The 15,818-nt window shown below is 52.6% G+C and carries 15 protein-coding genes; 6 read left to right on the plus strand and 9 right to left on the minus strand.

Going from position 1 to position 15,818, the window contains the following annotated elements:
• Positions 1-310: 310 nt before the first annotated feature.
• Genes lhpI through TRP66_RS18490 form a run of 4 tightly spaced genes read right to left on the minus strand, consistent with a single transcriptional unit; the run spans position 311 to position 3,473 of the window.
• Positions 311-1,258 (minus strand): bifunctional Delta(1)-pyrroline-2-carboxylate/Delta(1)-piperideine-2-carboxylate reductase, encoded by a 948-nt coding sequence (lhpI, locus tag TRP66_RS18475; protein ID WP_333405456.1) that lies wholly within the window; start codon positions 1,256-1,258, stop codon positions 311-313.
• Positions 1,259-1,279: 21 nt separating this feature from the next.
• Positions 1,280-2,008, minus strand: a complete 729-nt coding sequence (locus TRP66_RS18480) for an amino acid ABC transporter ATP-binding protein (protein ID WP_442965229.1) — start codon at positions 2,006-2,008, stop codon at positions 1,280-1,282.
• Between the two features lie 50 nt (positions 2,009-2,058).
• On the minus strand, positions 2,059-2,796 hold the full coding sequence (locus TRP66_RS18485) for an amino acid ABC transporter permease (RefSeq protein ID WP_333405460.1): 738 nt from the start codon (positions 2,794-2,796) through the stop codon (positions 2,059-2,061).
• 2 nt (positions 2,797-2,798) lie between these two features.
• Positions 2,799-3,473 carry an amino acid ABC transporter permease gene (locus TRP66_RS18490; protein WP_333405462.1) on the minus strand — a complete coding sequence of 225 codons (675 nt, stop codon included), beginning with the start codon at positions 3,471-3,473 and terminating at the stop codon, positions 2,799-2,801.
• A gap of 471 nt (positions 3,474-3,944) precedes the next feature.
• Here TRP66_RS18490 and TRP66_RS18495 point away from each other — a divergent pair, with 471 nt between their 5' ends.
• A complete protein-coding gene (locus TRP66_RS18495; RefSeq protein WP_333405464.1) occupies positions 3,945-4,673 on the plus strand; it encodes a FadR/GntR family transcriptional regulator in 729 nt (242 codons plus the stop codon).
• A gap of 152 nt (positions 4,674-4,825) precedes the next feature.
• Here TRP66_RS18495 and TRP66_RS18500 read toward each other — a convergent pair whose 3' ends face one another.
• From TRP66_RS18500 to TRP66_RS18515, 4 genes are all read right to left on the minus strand, one after another.
• Positions 4,826-5,737: an AraC family transcriptional regulator gene (locus tag TRP66_RS18500; protein WP_333405466.1), complete on the minus strand. Its 912-nt coding sequence runs from the start codon at positions 5,735-5,737 to the stop codon at positions 4,826-4,828.
• Positions 5,738-6,225: 488 nt separating this feature from the next.
• On the minus strand, positions 6,226-6,738 hold the full coding sequence (locus TRP66_RS18505) for a DUF2255 family protein (RefSeq protein ID WP_333405468.1): 513 nt from the start codon (positions 6,736-6,738) through the stop codon (positions 6,226-6,228).
• A gap of 279 nt (positions 6,739-7,017) precedes the next feature.
• Positions 7,018-8,112 carry an NADH:flavin oxidoreductase/NADH oxidase gene (locus TRP66_RS18510; RefSeq protein ID WP_333405470.1) on the minus strand — a complete coding sequence of 365 codons (1,095 nt, stop codon included), beginning with the start codon at positions 8,110-8,112 and terminating at the stop codon, positions 7,018-7,020.
• Between the two features lie 184 nt (positions 8,113-8,296).
• Positions 8,297-9,043, minus strand: coding sequence for a YkgJ family cysteine cluster protein (locus TRP66_RS18515; RefSeq protein ID WP_333405472.1), 747 nt, complete (start codon positions 9,041-9,043; stop codon positions 8,297-8,299).
• 324 nt (positions 9,044-9,367) lie between these two features.
• Between TRP66_RS18515 and TRP66_RS18520 the strand changes: the two genes are divergently transcribed.
• The 3 genes from TRP66_RS18520 to TRP66_RS18530 are packed head-to-tail and all read left to right on the plus strand — an operon-like array spanning position 9,368 to position 11,746.
• Positions 9,368-10,210, plus strand: a complete 843-nt coding sequence (locus TRP66_RS18520) for an SDR family oxidoreductase (RefSeq protein WP_333405473.1) — start codon at positions 9,368-9,370, stop codon at positions 10,208-10,210.
• A 7-nt stretch (positions 10,211-10,217) separates the two neighbouring features.
• Positions 10,218-10,880, plus strand: coding sequence for a flavodoxin family protein (locus TRP66_RS18525; protein WP_333405476.1), 663 nt, complete (start codon positions 10,218-10,220; stop codon positions 10,878-10,880).
• 35 nt (positions 10,881-10,915) lie between these two features.
• Complete coding sequence (locus tag TRP66_RS18530; RefSeq protein WP_333405478.1) at positions 10,916-11,746, plus strand: oxidoreductase; 831 nt, start codon at positions 10,916-10,918, stop codon at positions 11,744-11,746.
• Between the two features lie 51 nt (positions 11,747-11,797).
• On the opposite strand, the gene TRP66_RS18535 is transcribed toward TRP66_RS18530, so the two are convergent.
• The gene (locus TRP66_RS18535) at positions 11,798-12,478 is read right to left on the minus strand and encodes a nitroreductase (RefSeq protein ID WP_333405480.1); all 681 of its coding nucleotides are present in this window, start codon (positions 12,476-12,478) and stop codon (positions 11,798-11,800) included.
• 725 nt (positions 12,479-13,203) lie between these two features.
• On the opposite strand from TRP66_RS18535, the gene TRP66_RS18540 reads away from it, so the two are divergent.
• Together TRP66_RS18540 and TRP66_RS18545 are read left to right on the plus strand one after the other, a co-directional pair.
• Entirely contained in the window at positions 13,204-14,250 is a 1,047-nt protein-coding gene (locus TRP66_RS18540) for an alpha/beta hydrolase (RefSeq protein ID WP_333405482.1), read from the plus strand.
• Between the two features lie 188 nt (positions 14,251-14,438).
• The gene (locus TRP66_RS18545; protein ID WP_442965225.1) at positions 14,439-15,617 is read left to right on the plus strand and encodes an MFS transporter; all 1,179 of its coding nucleotides are present in this window, start codon (positions 14,439-14,441) and stop codon (positions 15,615-15,617) included.
• The last annotated feature ends 201 nt before the right edge of the window (positions 15,618-15,818 follow it).

The raw sequence follows: 15,818 nt of genomic DNA on the forward strand, positions 1-15,818 counted from the left end.
CAAGCTGCTTTAGCGCTCGAGCTCTTTTCTCGAGTCACAAATCCGGTTTCAACAGATCGTGATCAGCGCTCAAACCGGCTAATACAGATCATGCCCGGGATATCACAAATGATGATCTCCCAGGCATAAGTACAGTGTCCGAATATCAGCGGGTGGCGAATATCAACAACATTCCCCCAGTTACCATGTACGACACTCAACCATGGCTTTACCAGGTATACGTGGCAAACCTTAAGTCACAATGCAGAATGGTTTGCTACCAGCCGGACATCTTCAGTGTTTTGGAAAAATGATTTCGTGAGTTTGAAAATCACTTTCCTGAAAGGGCCGCCAGCGCCACTCGCGACGCAGCCAAATCCCATGCAGCTGTACCGACGCTTTTGAACACAACAGGCCTCGAAACGTCGATACCGTTTTTCAGAGCGTCAGCGAGCGAGCGAACCTGATTCCAATCCACACCTGCACGCAGAAGATCACCCGCCTCATGTTGAGCCCCTGCAGGCTCATCGGCATAGATAGTGCTGCTGTCCAAGGTCACCTTCCCGATCTCAGCCATTTCCGGCTTGAAAGCACCAACACCGATCACGAGGCGGCCAGCCTTGGCCAACTCGTCATAAACAGGTTCGGTACTGGTGGTTACAGTGATCACTACATCGACATCTGGCACGCTGCTACCCAGCGGCTCGAGATGGGCATGGAGTTCACTGTTTCGTTCACAGAACTCTGTTGCCATCTGCAGATCCAAACCGCGAACGTAAATCTTCGCATCAGGATAAAGAGCATTAATGGCCTGGACGTGATAGCGCGATTGAGCGCCGGTACCGAACAGCAAGATCTGTTTTGGAGACTCTTTCTGGAAGGTGCGAATCGCAAGGAGGGTTACCGCAGCAGTACGGCGGCCTGTTACTTCTGGGCCATCCAGCAGACAGGTTATCTTGCCAGTCACGGCATCGCAGACAGTCACAGTACCGTTGATGGTCGGTAGTTTGCGCTGGACGTTGCCTGGCTGGACGTTAACCAGCTTATGAATGCCAATGTCATTAGCAGTTGCGGGCATGCTGAGCAGAACGCCGCCATCGCCCAGCGGAACAACCATACGCTCAGGACTTAGAATCGTCCCCTCATCCAACTCTTTAGCTGCAGCCGCGATTGCATCAACAAGCTTGCTGAAATCCAGCAGCTCCGCAGTCTGGGCCTGATCACAAACGATGATCGGAGCATTGGGTTCAGCCACATTGGTGGTTGATGTATTACTCATTTGTTGACTCCTTGGTAAAAATCAGTGGCGACGGATGTCGGAGAGAAATTGCTGGGCACGTGGATGCTTTGGAGAAGCGAAGAACTCTTCAGGTGGAGCTACTTCGAGTAGGCATCCCTGATCCATGAACCAGACGATGTCCGAAACTTCGCGAGCAAAATTCATCTCGTGGGTCACGCACACCATAGTCATGCCCTCGGCAGCAAGCGCCTTCATCACAGACAGCACCTCCCCCACCATCTCGGGATCTAGTGCGCTAGTCGGCTCATCAAACAGCATCACAGGTGGATTCATTGCCAAGGCACGAGCAATCGCAACTCGTTGCTGTTGACCACCGGAGAGTTGGTTTGGATAGGCTTGCGCTTTGTGGCTAAGACCAACCTTTTCGAGGAGGCTCATGGCCAAATCACGAGTCTCGGCCTGCTTAGATTTGCTGACCCATAGAGGGCCGCACGTTACGTTTTCAAGCACTGACAGATGAGGGAATAAGTTAAACTGCTGAAACACAAAGCCAATATGGCTGCGCATCTTATTTACATCGACGTGCTTACCTTGAACATCCTGGCCGTTCACATGAATCGTCCCCGAGCCTATTTCCTCAAGGCGGTTCATCGTGCGAATCAACGTCGACTTCCCAGATCCAGAGGGCCCACACAGGACAACCACCTCGCCCTTTTTCACCTCTGCACTCACGTCGGTTAGAACGTGATGCTCTCCATACCATTTGTTTACATCACGCAACGAGATGATGGAGTCGGACTTCGGCGCCACAGCGCTATTACCTTTAATAGTCATGGTGATCAATGTCCCGTAACTGGTGCATTTTGTGCGTTTTGGGGAATCTGGGCGACGGTGCGCGTATAGCGACGCTCTAAGCGGGCTTCGAGCAAGCGTGCCGCCTGAGTCAGGGCAAAGCAGATGACAAAGTAGGCTAGCGATAGCACCAGGAAAACACTGAACGGTTCAGTGATGACAGAACTGTTCACCTGGTTGGCCGCGTAGGTCAGCTCGTTCACACCAATTACGTAGCCAAGTGATGTGTCCTTGATAGTTGTCACGAATTGGCCAACCATGCTTGGGAGCATATTGATGAGTGCTTGAGGGAGGACGATCTTTCGAGTCCGTGTCCAGTAACCCATACCCAACGCAGCAGCTGCCTCAGTCTGTCCCTTCGGCAGAGACTCGATCCCAGCCCTGACGATCTCAGCAAGATATACAGATTGAAAAATCACTAATGTGACAGCCATGGTGGTAAATCCCGCCACAGGACGTCCCACGATAAGCGGCACAATGAAGTAGGCGCCGAAGATCAGCATCACCAGTGGGATGCTGCGCAGCAGATAGCGGATCGCCGTTGCTGGATAACGAATGCACTTAAATGGACTCAACTGAGCCAGGGCTAGTAGCACACTCAGAGGAAAGGCGAGTCCAATACCGATGATTGACAGCAGTACGGTTGCCGCGATACCGCCGAGAGGGCCGTTAGGGTAAGAGCCGATGAGAAACAGTAACCAATACTCATGAATAATGTCGATCATGATTAGCGCCCCTTAATCCGTACTCGCTGCCCCATCCAGCCGCCGATGAACAGCAAGGTGAGCGCCACCACGACATACATTGCTGTACTGATGCCGTAAGTTTCGAAAATTCTGAATGTGCCACTAGCCACCTCTTTCGTGGCGTAAGTCAGCTCCATTACACCGATAACCATGGCCAGGCTGGTGGTCTTCACGAGCATTACCGTGTTGCTTAGTAGCGGCGGAATCGCGACCCGCAAAGCTTGAGGCAGGATCACTCGACGCATTGTGCCGGCGTAGCTCAATCCAATAGCACGTGCGGCCTCTTGCTGCCCCTTCGGAATGCTTCGCAAGCCACTTCGGATGTCTTCCGCGAAGTAGGCACCGTAATAGAGGCCAATAGCGATTGCCGCAAAGACAAACTCACCGTGGTACTCATTCACGACCTCCTGAAGACTCTCAGGAAGAATGCTGCTCACACCGAAATACCATAGAAAAATATGCACCAGGGGCGGGACATTTCTCTGGTATTCGACAAAAGCAAGCACGCACCATTCGATGACTTTGACCTTCGTCATCCTCACGAGCGTTAGAAACAAACCAACAGCAAACGATAGGATCCAACTACAAACCGACAAGATTAGGGTGATCGCCAAACCGTCGAGGAGCACTCCCCCGTATTCACTTAGGAATGACATGGTCGCCCCCCAGTGCGACGGCCTTTAGGCTGATCGCAATCGGGATACGCTTCTATCCTTAAGTAAGGGCATGGGTAGCCTGCCCAGCCCATTCCATGAGCTTCAGTATCAATTTCGGTGGCTAAACGCCGTATCGCATTGAGCACATTGGTGTACAGCTTCTTCTTGTTATTCATCTCTACTCTCCTGCCTGCCCCTGCGGGCTTAACTGGTCAATTGACTGAACCACTGATGGCTCACCTGTGATATGAACAAGCCACAACCGTGCCAAAACGTCAGGACTGGTCGTGAATCAACCCAGTTACTGGTCAATAATATGCCCGCCTTTTGGGTCATGCAACGACCACTTGGTCATAAACTTTAAAAAGAGGCCCAGAAAATGACCACTCGTCGCTGTAATGCACCAAAATTGGTCACATTTCTTAGCGCGAGGGGATATACTCAAGAAAAACCATTTCTTGGTAAGTGGTCATGACAAGAGACCAAAACGCGATACAGGTTGAGTTCCGCCCGAAACAGATCTATGAGCAGGTCGCCGACCAAATTCGCCAGGGCATTAGTACAGGTGCCTTCATAGCAGGCTCCAGGCTTCCGTCTGAGCGCGATCTAGCCAACAGATTCAAGGTGAGTAGGCCGGCAGTCCGTGAAGCGATAGGCGCACTTCAAAACGAAGGGATTGTGATCACCCGACACGGATCTGGAACTTACGTAGTCGACCGTGACCGCGAGCACCCTGCCCTACACGACTCGCTGACTGAAGCGGACTACAGCCCCATCAGCACGCTTGAGGTCAGAATGTTGCTTGAGCCGGCAATCGCTCGACTTGCTGCTAGGAAAGCCAAAAAGAATGAATTGGCAGAGCGATATCTCTCACAGATGGCTGACGTAAAAGACATCAGCGACGTCAGGCAGCAAGCTCTCTGGAGTGAATGCGACAGGAAGTTCCACCACCAACTCGCGCTCATGACTGGAGATGTCTTGATCGCTAAAATTGCCGACGAAATTGATCGGACGATGGCCCAACCACTCTGGAATCGGTTAAGGGATGACGGGATCTACGACGCTGAGCGGATTCAGTTGTACGTCGCTGAACATCGCTTGATCTACGAAGCAATCGTGTCAGGAGATGAAGAGGCGGCTGCTTTTTATGTGGAAGGCCACCTCAAACGCGTGCATAGAGATATCAGCTCAGTTGAGTGAACCCTAGCAACATTGGGCCAAGCAGGAGGCGGCTGTCAAAAATGCGGGGATTGGCGGTTAGACGGACAACCTTACATATCTCGATATGAGTTTTTCGAAATGCACTCCTTGATCGTCCGCAATAGAAACCCGCACGCGCGATCCTCCTAGCGTTATTGCATCCGCATACGCTTGATATCTCTTTGCGGTGGCTCTCCAAATAGTCGACTGTACTCCCGACTAAACTGGGATGAGCTTTCATAACCGACCAAGCCGCCTGCACTGCTCGCATCGACGTTCTGGGTAAGCATCATCTGCCTAGCAGCCTGGAGCCTAAGCTGCTTTTGATACTGAAGCGGGCTCATACCAGTCACGCTACGAAAGTGTTGCCGAAATGTAGAAGGACTCATGTGCGCGGTTGCTGCAAGATCATCCATGCGCAAGGTCTCACGGAAATTCAGTTTCAACCAAGCAACCGATTTTGCGATGTGCTGACTTGGTGACCCTGCGCTAACCACGTGAAGCAACTGTGCGCCATGAGCCCCACTAAGCAGCCGTACGACAAGCTCTTCGATGATGAGGGGTGCGACTGTGGGGATCAGGCACGGCTCGTCCAACAACTCCACCAGGCGCTCTAGGGCATTCAGCACCTTCACGTCCAACGCTTGGACGGTGACTGGGCGAAAGCTATCGTCCTTCATGCGTTGTGATAGCTGCATCCGCTCAGCTACCTGCATAACCATTGTGCTATTGAACACCAGCATCATGCCAAGAAAAGGCTGCGCCACGCTTGCATGAGTGACGTTCGAAATCACAGGTAGATCGACGCTAGTGACCATTGATTGGCCAGGCGCGTAAGTGAGCACTTCTTCACCTACCATTACCTGCTTGCAGCCCTGTAGGGTCAAACCAATACCCAGTCCGTAAATGCAGTGCAACGGCACCGTAACTGCGTTGCGGCGGTGAAAGCTCAGGCCTGGTATAGCGGTGACATGATCGCAGTTAGTTTTGACTATCTGGCTCACGCGCTCTGCCAACCGGCCCGTGTCACTGTAGTTATGGCTGCTTTTAGAAGCCGCATTCATAATCATCTCCTAGAGCATACTGACGCTGAAGCGCGCCGCGAACGATACCGTTGCTCACGCTAACGATGTCGGACATCACCGCCAGTGCGATCTCAGCAGTATTTGGCTTCCCAGCTCTACCCGATTGGAACATGGATTCGGTTTACAAGGTGTTCGTTCAGCCTCCCGATAGCCCTGACACGCTCCCCAGACATCCATCCTAGTCCGGCGAACCCTTGGAGCCTATTAGAAGCAGGGGTCAGCAGGGCTTCGAAAGGGGTCAGCTCATCGAGCCGAGGATCATGCGTACCAGAGCCGATTGTGACGTTAAAGTATGCGTTGCAGGATTTGGAGAGACTTGCCTGATCGAGGGGTTTTATTGCCTAATCCGATTGAATATTTTTTAGTTACCTATCCGTAACAGGATATTACGAAGACTGGATTGCTCGAAATGACGAGATCGTCCGCCGCTCACATCTTGCGAACGGCATAGATGTCTTCCAGATGCATCACTTACCCTTTGGCAGAATCTTCACTGTCGCACCTCTGGCTTGCTCCCTGATCATGTCTTTGAGATAGGGGCTGCTGCTGTACTTGGCGCTGTAGGCTTCATCAATCCGATCATTGATCGATCCCTCGACGGCACTGAAGCGCACCTCCCGAGTCATTCCAGCGGCGATGATACGCCCCGCCTTTTCACGAACCGCAGCCTTGTACCAAGACGACGCTTTCCCGTTGTAAGCGCGGACGTAGAGATCGCCATCAACCTCCACGCACCAGATCCAGGTTGGCGTGCCATAAGTCACACCATCCTCGCGAAAAGGTGAAATTTTAAGATCATCCGCTTTGATAATTCGCTCAAGCTCGCCCTGAGACCATTTAGAAATTCCAACATCAGCGGCCTGTGCTGGGATCGGAGATTCCACATTTCCTTGCTGGGCAGCTAACAGATTTGGAGACGTGAACGCTATCGCTGCCAGAAACGCTGCCGGTAACACCTTCTTCGATGCCATGAAGCTCATATAGAAACCCTTCTGCAAAATATCCTAAAAGAAATTTGATGGCGTTTAGCGAGTAGTAACGCCTTCCAACTGATGGTCTAAGCATTGAGCGAGGACGATTATGAGCTCCTGTACATGCACCGGACTGGCTACGATTTCGACCGATTGCACAAACTCCAGTGGAAAAAAGTCGCCCATACCATGCCTCCACGCAAGTCGTTCAACGGAATAGGTAACGGATATCTGACGGTTGCCGATAGGCCTTAAACGAGAAGGCCAAAGGCGCAATCATGCTGCGCATCAGCCTTCCCAATTCTGTAGCCAGTAAGCATATGGGGTGGGCAGCAATGAGGCCGGATCGGAGACGCCTAAGGTGCGAGCAGCCTGGAAAGGCCAGTGTGGGTTTGCTAGCAGTGTTCGAGCAAAACACACTAGGTCTAGCTGACCTGTTCGGATGAACCTGTCTGCGTCGTGAGCATCTGTAATCATCCAACTCGTGCCTACAGGTAAAGTGGTCTCGGCACGAATTCGCTCAGCATAAGGCACCATCAAGTTGGCTCCCCAAGGCACGGGTTCCCCTGAGGCCGCCAGCGAAAGAGAACAGTCTACGAAGTCCACTCCCGCCTCCTTGAGCCATCCTAAAATCTGGACTGACTCCGCCAGGGACTCTTCCTGACTTTCACCGAACTCCACCACTCCAAAGCGCACGGTCAGCGGTAAGTTATCGGGCCATACTTCCTTGACTGCCGAGACAGTCTCAACAAGGAAGCGGGCGCGATTGACGAGCGAGCCACCGTAGGAGTCAATACGAGTATTAGACTTTGCAGACAAAAAACTTTGACCTAGAAAGCCATGAGCAAAATGGAGTTCAAGCCAGTCGAATCCGGCTTTGAAAGCACGGGCTGCAGCGTACATAAAATCAGTTTGTGTGCGCCTAATGTCCTCAACAGTCATCTCAGCCGGAACGTGTGGCGCTGCCGGGATGTAGGGCAAAGCACTAGGCCCTAGGGGCTGCCAAGCTTGAGGATCCGCATTGAGAAGCGGACGACCCCCGAGCCAGGGCGGCGTACACCCAGCCTTTCGGCCTGCGTGACCCAACTGAATGCCAGGAACTGCACCAGCTTCCTTTATGGCCGACGCTACAGCGGCGAGGCCAGAGATTTGTGAATCACTCCACAGGCCAGCATCGCCTGGAGTAATACGACCTTCTGGCGACACGGCTGTCGCCTCGACCACGACTAAACCAGCCCCACCCTTCGCCAAGGTTTCATAATGGGTTTGATGCCAACTGTTCAGCGTTCCGTCGACAGCTTGATACTGACACATCGGTGACGCGACGATGCGGTTACGCAACGTGACATCCTTCAAGCGGTAAGGTGAGAAAAGCGAAGTCATGGGCAGTCCACCGTCAGCAAAATGATGAGTCAAGTATGAGGACGGAGGACGCTATTTTTGTTGCCTGATAGAAGCAAGAAATTGCCTGAATCAACGACCTTGGTGCATGTAGCACCAAGATCATCCCAATATTTACAACATGTTACGTATGTTTCAAACGCCTAAATGGCCTGAAATGAAACACCTAAAGCTTATGGAAAATATAATTATGACTCTCAGAGTCATCGAACTGTTTTCCCGCTTCAGCTAAAGATTTTCGAAGTGTTGGGCTTTCCACACGAATGCTCCATGACCCCGGGTCTTGATGATGAAAGCCAGAGTCGTATCGGTGAATGGCTTCGATAAGATCATTCCGATCTGGAAGATACACAGCAAGCGCATCCTCTTTCCAAGCGGCCACTGTCATGTCCATGGCCTCGCAGATGGCTACTTTCGCATGTGCATCTAGCCAATCCGCTTTCTTGGACTGCTCAATTTGTGCGGCCAGTTCTGGGGCAACTCCACCATCAGAAACAATAATGTCCCCTCCACTCCAGGTTTCGGGTGGGCAGACCTTGTTCAGGGGATCCAGTGCGATGAAGGGTGAGATTTCCATAGGATAAATACGGCATACCAAAGGCCGGTCATGATAGATACCACACCGATCCTGATCGTCCAGATTAGGACACTGCGTAAGCGCATTCGCAGCAAAAATTGCGACAACGTTGACGCTTGCATTACCGCTCTTGACCTGTGCAGATCGTCGAATATTGTGACTGCGCTTTTGAGGTTCATCAGGCCAGCAGGAGTCATCGAATGCCTCAAGGATCACTGCCACGTCATGGCCGCGATGTAACCATTGCTTGGACTCCTCCAAGGTCAACGGAATCAATCGTCCTTTGCAACAAACGCCACAACCATTGCAGGCAAAACGTACCGCCGGATTTTCCATGTCACACCCAAAATAATTTTGCGACCCACGCAGACGCCACAGGCATGCCTAACGCGCGGATGGAGAACTCTCTCAAAATTATGGGCTGGGAAGCACGGTAAAATGTGCTGATTTCAGCCAGATCTTTGCCTATTCCAAGGTTAATATTTTTTCGGCAAAGCCCACCTTGCCGGAGCCCCCTGAACATTCTTAACTCGTCATTTTAGGCAATCATTCACCCGAACCCAGCAAGCAATCAGAATTGTGTATTGGGAGAATGAGACATTACCGAAGAGGCATTCACAGCTTCGCGGAAACGATCATTTACTCTACGAGGGCATACCCATGACTGACAAACAGGTTTGGCTAATCACCGGTGCGAGCCGAGGTTTAGGCGTTCATCTGGCTCAGGTTGCACTTGCCGCAGGTCACGCAGTCGTTGCTACCGGGCGAGACCCCAAAAAGGTAGAAGCTGCCGTGGGTGCCCATGATGACCTCCTAGCGGTAAAGCTTGACGTCACTAAACCCGAAGATGCAGAAACCGCAATTGCAGCGGCAACCAGCAAATTTGGAAAGATCGACGTACTGGTCAACAACGCTGGTGATTTCTACGCAGGTTTTTTCGAAGAGCTAACTCCGGAACAGGTTCGCAGCCAGGTAGAGACCCTTCTCTTCGGCCCAATGAACGTGACCCGGGCGGTGCTTCCGACTCTGCGCAAGCAAGGCTCCGGTCTGGTGATCACAGTGTCCTCCACAGCAGGCATTGTTGGCGGTACGTTCTGCAGCGCCTACGCCGCCGGTAAATTTGGCGTTGAGGGCTGGATGGAGTCTCTAGCATTGGAAGTCGATCAATTCGGCATCAAAACGATGATTGTTAATCCAGGCTTCTTCCGTACCGAACTGCTCTCAACAAACTCAACTACCTTCGCCGAACCAGTCATTGAAGACTACGCAGAGAAGACGCGCGAGACAGTGAAGGCATGGAGCGGAATGAGCGGCAAACAAGGCGGTGACCCTGCAAAACTGGCCGTGGCTATTGTCCAGCTCGCCAATAGCGACGCGCCTCCGGCTCGCTTTGCAGGAGGCGCCGATGCAGTCGAAGTGTTCGAGACCAAGGCGAAGCTTCTACTCGCGCAAGCCGACGCACACAGAGCCTTGTCCTCCTCGCTGGCGCACGACGAAGAGTAATTAGAAAATGGGCCAACGACTGACTGCATTCAAAGTGAAGTGGAAAAAAGCCATCATCATCTTTGTAGCATTGAGCGTTTTTGTTGGCCTAAGCGCTTTCTTGGCCATGGCCGTGAAAGACCGTACCTACGTGGGAAGCCCTGAATTCAAGCCAACGGTCGATGCATCAAATGAGTCCGTAGTGATTTACTACTCCCGTTCGGGTCATTCGGAAGCAGTAGCGCGCGAAGTTGCGCGGAAAACAAACTCCCATATCGCCAAGATCAGCGCAGATTATGCGTTGGATTTTCAAGGCCAAAGCAAGGCGATTTCGGATGCAACGTCCGAGGTTTTACCACCCATCACCATCGAGCCCGTCGACCTTCTCTCAGCCAAGCGTGTGTATTTGATTTCACCGACCTGGATGTTCCGTCCAGCACCGCCACTCTGGTCATTCATCAGCCAAAGTGATCTAGATGGCAAAGAAATCATCCTGATAATGACTGGCAATAGCCGGATTAAACAGGAGCAGATCAGTGAATTTTCACATCGGATCAACTCTCGTGGTGGTCGGCTAATTCATCAGATTTTTCTTCGCCGTGGACGCATCTATTGGCAGTTGAGCCGAGAAGAGTTGTTGCAAGCAGTTGATGCTCATCTGGTCGAGATGGGTCATCCAGCGAAGAAGTAAGAACATCAGCTTTTCCTTCAGCGAGGCAATCCCTAATGAGCAAAGTATGGTTTATCACCGGAGCCACCCGTGGCCTAGGAACAGAGATCGCTCGAGCGGCACTTGCCGCCGGCGCTCAGGTTGTCGCTACCGGGCGTCAGGCAGAAGCGGTCACAAAAGCCTTGGGCCAAAATGAGCGCTTGCTTCCTCTGACCCTGGACGTGAACGACGAAACCCAAGCGGCTACCGCGATTGCGTCCGCTGTTAGCCATTTTGGGCGTATCGATGTGATCGTCAACAACGCGGGATTCGGGCTTTTAGGGGCATTGGAGGAGTTAAGCGATACCGAGGTACGTCAACTCTTCGACACCAACGTGTTCGGGCTCCTCAACGTCACCCGCGCAGCTTTACCTGTGCTACGCAGCCAAGGTAGCGGTCACATTATCAATATTTCATCGCTGGCCGGATTTCACGGAGATGCTGGAGCCTCAGCGTATTGCGCAACCAAGTTCGCAGTTGAGGGCATTACCGAATGCCTTGCGGTCGAGATCGCACCGCTGGGACTTCATGCCACGGTTGTAGAGCCAGGCTACTTCAGAACTGAATTTTTGAGCGATAAATCCATGCGTTTCGCGTCGAAGGTCATAGATGACTATGCGGACACGGCAGGTAGTATGCGTAGCGCTGCGACAGAGGTGCATGGACAACAGGCTAACGATCCACGAAAGCTGGCCCAGGCCCTTGTTCTTTTGGCTAACGAACAGAAGCCTCCTCTCCGGTTCACGGCTGGAAGTGATGCAGTGGAATATTTTGAGGCCGAGCTTCAGAAACGTCACGATGGCCTAGCTCAATGGAGAGAGCTATCAGTGTCGTTAGCTCACGAGTAAATTCCAAAGGATGAGTGCGGCGCCGCAAGGGGCGCCGGCACCTTACTCACCTCAGCGATGAAAAACGACGCTATCGCTCAACGGGGCTCTTCCTACATCCACCTGTTGAGCTGGGGCGGATGGATCGCCATAGCCGAAAGAAACCCCGAACAATAATTTGAGCTCTTCCGGGATGCCGAGCTTCTGCCGAATCGTTGGCGCATAAAACCCAAGGATGGTTTGCGGGACTCCAGCCAGACCATGGGCTGTCAGTGATAGCAGCAATGTCTGCGCGTACATCCCTATATCACCCGCAGTACGAACGCTATCGCCGAAGGTAGGCATGAACAAAAACGCGACGTGCGGGGCCCCATAGAAACTCAGGTTGCGCAACATGTCCTGCCTGCGAGCTTCGGTATCCTCTCGCGAAATCCCCGCAGCAACATTTCTCGTACTCGCCATGCCATGGTGGCGCTCAGAATAAACATCGTGAAAATCAGCGACGTCGAAGGAGAAATCAGGATTCTGCTGACCATTCTCTTCAGCCAGAAGTAATGCTTGGGACAGCTCTGCTCGAGCGGAACCCGAAACAATATGTACCAACCATGGCTGAGTGTTGCAGTTGGAGGGGGCACTCTGAGCATCTGCGAGTACCTTTTCAATTAGCTCGTCGCTAACCGGTTCGGCAAGGAACTGTCTGGTAGAACGGCGTGAGCGAACTATCGTGGAAAAAACGGTTTCAACCTCAGTCATCGTTTGGTTTCCTCGCTGGAATGATTCGGGTTTGGATTAGGTATGAGCACCAACTTAGCCGAGTGACGAGGCAGTGGAGCCTGTATCGGGTTGGCGTCGATTTGCTTCGCGTGCCTTCAAAAATCCGCTCGCCGTGATGTGGTATTGCCGAGATTTTTCCAAGCATTTATGCAAGACCGAGAGGGGACAGATCGACATCGCTCGCATCGTGTTCGACGGTCAATTTTACGAGTGCTTGGGATGGTTGTATTCGAGGTTCTTGCGCACCGTGCTTCAAGAGGTCGTGAGCAATAAATAGGGGCAGTATCTTTCTCCATAGCGAAACCGACTCGGTACCGCCAAAAAGAACGTTGCTAAAGGAATACTAGAACTACCCCACCATCGCCGGAACAACAGCTCTCAAACCCTAACAACAATCCAAAAAACGCGCCGCACGGCCCTGAATGCTAGCAGCCTGAGACTCAGCAAAAATGCCTGATTCGCGCCAGTGTTTGCACGATTCACCGGGGCAAGGTCGCTACATAAGAGACATGAACCGGTAGTCGATGCCGGGACGAATGCTATCCAGTGCTAAATCATCAGAACAGGCAATCATTGCAGCGAACTTGGCAAACACGGTTAACCAAACGGGACGACGATATGAGCCTAATCTCGGTCGTGGTCTCCTTTCTCATTACAGATGCCGCTTGACCGGAAAGTCCCTCAATTCATCAGGACATTGAGCCATGAGCGAGAACGCTAGCTTGAACCCGCTAATCGACCAGTCGCGGCGGAAAATTTTGATCGGCGGATCTGCACTGACCGCTGGTTTGCTGCTTCCAAAAGTAGTCTTTGCTGCGGCATCGGCAACGACGCAGGTAGGCAAGATCCAATGCCAGTCTATTCAATTCATGAAGAACGATATCCCCATGGCAGGGAATCTGTATCTGCCCGAGCATTTTAATAAGGGGAAAAAATACGCCGCGATCATTTGTGTTCATCCAGGCGGCGGAGTGAAGGAGCAGACCGCCGGCCTCTATGCACAGAAGCTCGCTGAACAAGGTTTTGTCACTATGGCGTTCGATGCATCTCATCAAGGCGCAAGCGGTGGGCTGCCCCGCTTCCTTGATGACCCGATGAATCGAGTGGATGACATTTACCATGCGGTTGACTACATGGTTTCCCTGCCCTTTGTAGATGCCGACCGAATTGGGGCACTAGGAGTCTGCGCTGGCAGCGGGACAGCGGTAAAAGCGGTCTGCACCGAGCGCAGGATCAAGGCATTAGGCACCGTTAGCGCGGTTGATGTCGGCGCCGCTACTCGTTTGGGCTGGGACGGAAAAACACCGGTAGCGGATCAACTAAGCCTGCTTGAAAACGTTGCTAAGCAGCGTACCGCCGAGTCTAAGGGCGCAGCGCCGATTTATGTCCCCTACGTGCCTCAGGTGGGCGACAAAACGGCACCCCATGATCTCCAGCAGGCAGCTGACTACTACCTGACGCCTCGAGGTCAGCATCCAAACGCGCCAAATAAACTTCTGTTCACCAGCTTAACCGCGATGGTTTCGTTTACCGGTTTTGACCGAGCCGACACGTTGCTGACGCAACCGCTGATGATTGTCGCCGGTAGCGAAGCCGGTTCCCTGTGGCACAGCAAAGCTTTGTACTCAATGGCACCAGGCGAAAAAAAGCTGACCATACTTCCGGGTATGACTCACATGGATCTCTATGACGGTCATGGTTCGGATTTGGCAATGAATGAGCTGGCCCCGTTCTTCAATCGGCACCTCTAGTGTTGTGGTGGAAAAATAAGGTTGTAGGCGCCGTCTGCGCGATGTGACTCGCCCCCCGTTCCTTTTCGTATTTCAACACGCGCATGCAGTGATCAAACTAAGCATTCGCCTCTGCGCATTTAACTTTTCAGAGCCTCTAGGGATGACCATCCACGGGGGCTCTAACGCTTCCAGAATTCGAGAGCAAAATGCAACGTGTCGAAGTAAATAGCGTCGCCCCTCACACAGGTGTATGGAGCGCTGTTGGCTCAATGGCTATGTGCGTGGCGATGCTCATCGCCTCTGAATTTATGCCGGTCAGCTTGCTCACCCCGATTGCGTCTGACCTTGGAGCAACCCAAGGTATGGCAGGGCAGGCGATCTCTGTATCAGGACTGTTCGCCGTCATCACCAGCCTACTGACACCGGTCATTGCTGGTAGGTTTGACCGAAAGTTCGTCTTGCTCGGAATGACTGGGCTGATGCTGCTTTCATTGATTCTGATCGCCGCAGCGCCCAGCTTTTCCTTCCTGATGATCGCCAGAGCTTTCCTCGGTATGGCCGTAGGAGGGTTCTGGGCTCTGGCGACTGCCACGGTGATGAAGCTGGTGCCTGAGGATCAAGTTCCCAAAGCCCTGGGGCTCATTTACACCGGCAATGCGATGGCCACCGCGTTTGCTGCACCTATCGGCAGCTACATGGGAGGAATGATAGGTTGGCGCGGAGTCTTCTGGGGGTTGGTGCCGCTGGTAATGATCAATTTGATTTGGCAGTGGGTAAGCATGCCGAAGATCCCTCCTAAAGGTCGCACCTCAGCAGGACAGATATTCAGCCTTCTGAAGAGATCTAACGTAGCGTTCGCGATGATCGCAATCATGTGTATCTTCTCTGGCGCTTTTTGCACATTTACGTATCTGCGACCATTCCTGGAAACCTACACTCAAGTCACAGTTACGCAGCTGTCACTATTTTTGCTCGGGCTTGGGCTCGCAGGATTTGTAGGCACCTATGCAGCTACGGCTCTAGCGACAACGCGCCTGTACCCACTGATTAGATGCTTACCATTACTTTTGGCAGCGGCGACTGTGGCTATACTTGGCGTGGGCCACGACAAGTTCGGTGTCGCGTTACTGATGATTTTTTGGGGTGGCCTAAATGCGGCTATTCCCGTCGGCTGGTCAACCTGGTTGAGCAAAGGCATCGCTGACGATCCTGAAAGTGGCGGTGGTCTGCTCGTCGCTGCCATCCAGCTTGCCATCATGATAGGCGGGGCATTTGGTGGGGTTCTTCTAGACCATGTCTCCATTGCTGCAACATTTACCGGCGGAGCTGCATTACTGCTCTGCGGGGCATTGGTTGTGGGCGATGGTTCACGCTTGCGGGCTTAGGAAGTGACCAGAGTTTTGGGTCATGGTTAGCTTAGGCCACCCCGGGCAGCAGGGACGATAGGTGGCAGCCTCATCGCTTTGTGACCGATGGAAGCCCAAGGCGTGGTCTCTAGGTTGGGGAGCCTGGATTATCTTTACCTTCTTACCTCGAGCGCTTGGTTGTCTTGGCTTTGCTACATTCAGGTTTCGTAAACCTATCCT

This window comes from Pseudomonas sp. JDS28PS106, from assembly GCF_036706555.1.
In the GTDB taxonomy this organism is placed as follows: Bacteria; Pseudomonadota; Gammaproteobacteria; order Pseudomonadales; family Pseudomonadaceae; genus Aquipseudomonas.

Coding starts and splice junctions, on each gene's coding strand:
- TRP66_RS18515 (WP_333405472.1), bottom strand. CDS start 9,043: ATGGAAAATCCGGCGGTACGTTTTGCCTGCAATGGTTGTGGCGTTTGT.
- TRP66_RS18540 (WP_333405482.1), top strand. CDS start 13,204: ATGAGCGAGAACGCTAGCTTGAACCCGCTAATCGACCAGTCGCGGCGG.
- TRP66_RS18510 (WP_333405470.1), bottom strand. CDS start 8,112: ATGACTTCGCTTTTCTCACCTTACCGCTTGAAGGATGTCACGTTGCGT.
- lhpI (WP_333405456.1), bottom strand. CDS start 1,258: ATGAGTAATACATCAACCACCAATGTGGCTGAACCCAATGCTCCGATC.
- TRP66_RS18545 (WP_442965225.1), top strand. CDS start 14,439: ATGCAACGTGTCGAAGTAAATAGCGTCGCCCCTCACACAGGTGTATGG.
- TRP66_RS18520 (WP_333405473.1), top strand. CDS start 9,368: ATGACTGACAAACAGGTTTGGCTAATCACCGGTGCGAGCCGAGGTTTA.
- TRP66_RS18505 (WP_333405468.1), bottom strand. CDS start 6,738: ATGAGCTTCATGGCATCGAAGAAGGTGTTACCGGCAGCGTTTCTGGCA.
- TRP66_RS18530 (WP_333405478.1), top strand. CDS start 10,916: ATGAGCAAAGTATGGTTTATCACCGGAGCCACCCGTGGCCTAGGAACA.
- TRP66_RS18485 (WP_333405460.1), bottom strand. CDS start 2,796: ATGATCGACATTATTCATGAGTATTGGTTACTGTTTCTCATCGGCTCT.
- TRP66_RS18535 (WP_333405480.1), bottom strand. CDS start 12,478: ATGACTGAGGTTGAAACCGTTTTTTCCACGATAGTTCGCTCACGCCGT.
- TRP66_RS18500 (WP_333405466.1), bottom strand. CDS start 5,737: ATGAATGCGGCTTCTAAAAGCAGCCATAACTACAGTGACACGGGCCGG.
- TRP66_RS18525 (WP_333405476.1), top strand. CDS start 10,218: ATGGGCCAACGACTGACTGCATTCAAAGTGAAGTGGAAAAAAGCCATC.
- TRP66_RS18490 (WP_333405462.1), bottom strand. CDS start 3,473: ATGTCATTCCTAAGTGAATACGGGGGAGTGCTCCTCGACGGTTTGGCG.
- TRP66_RS18495 (WP_333405464.1), top strand. CDS start 3,945: ATGACAAGAGACCAAAACGCGATACAGGTTGAGTTCCGCCCGAAACAG.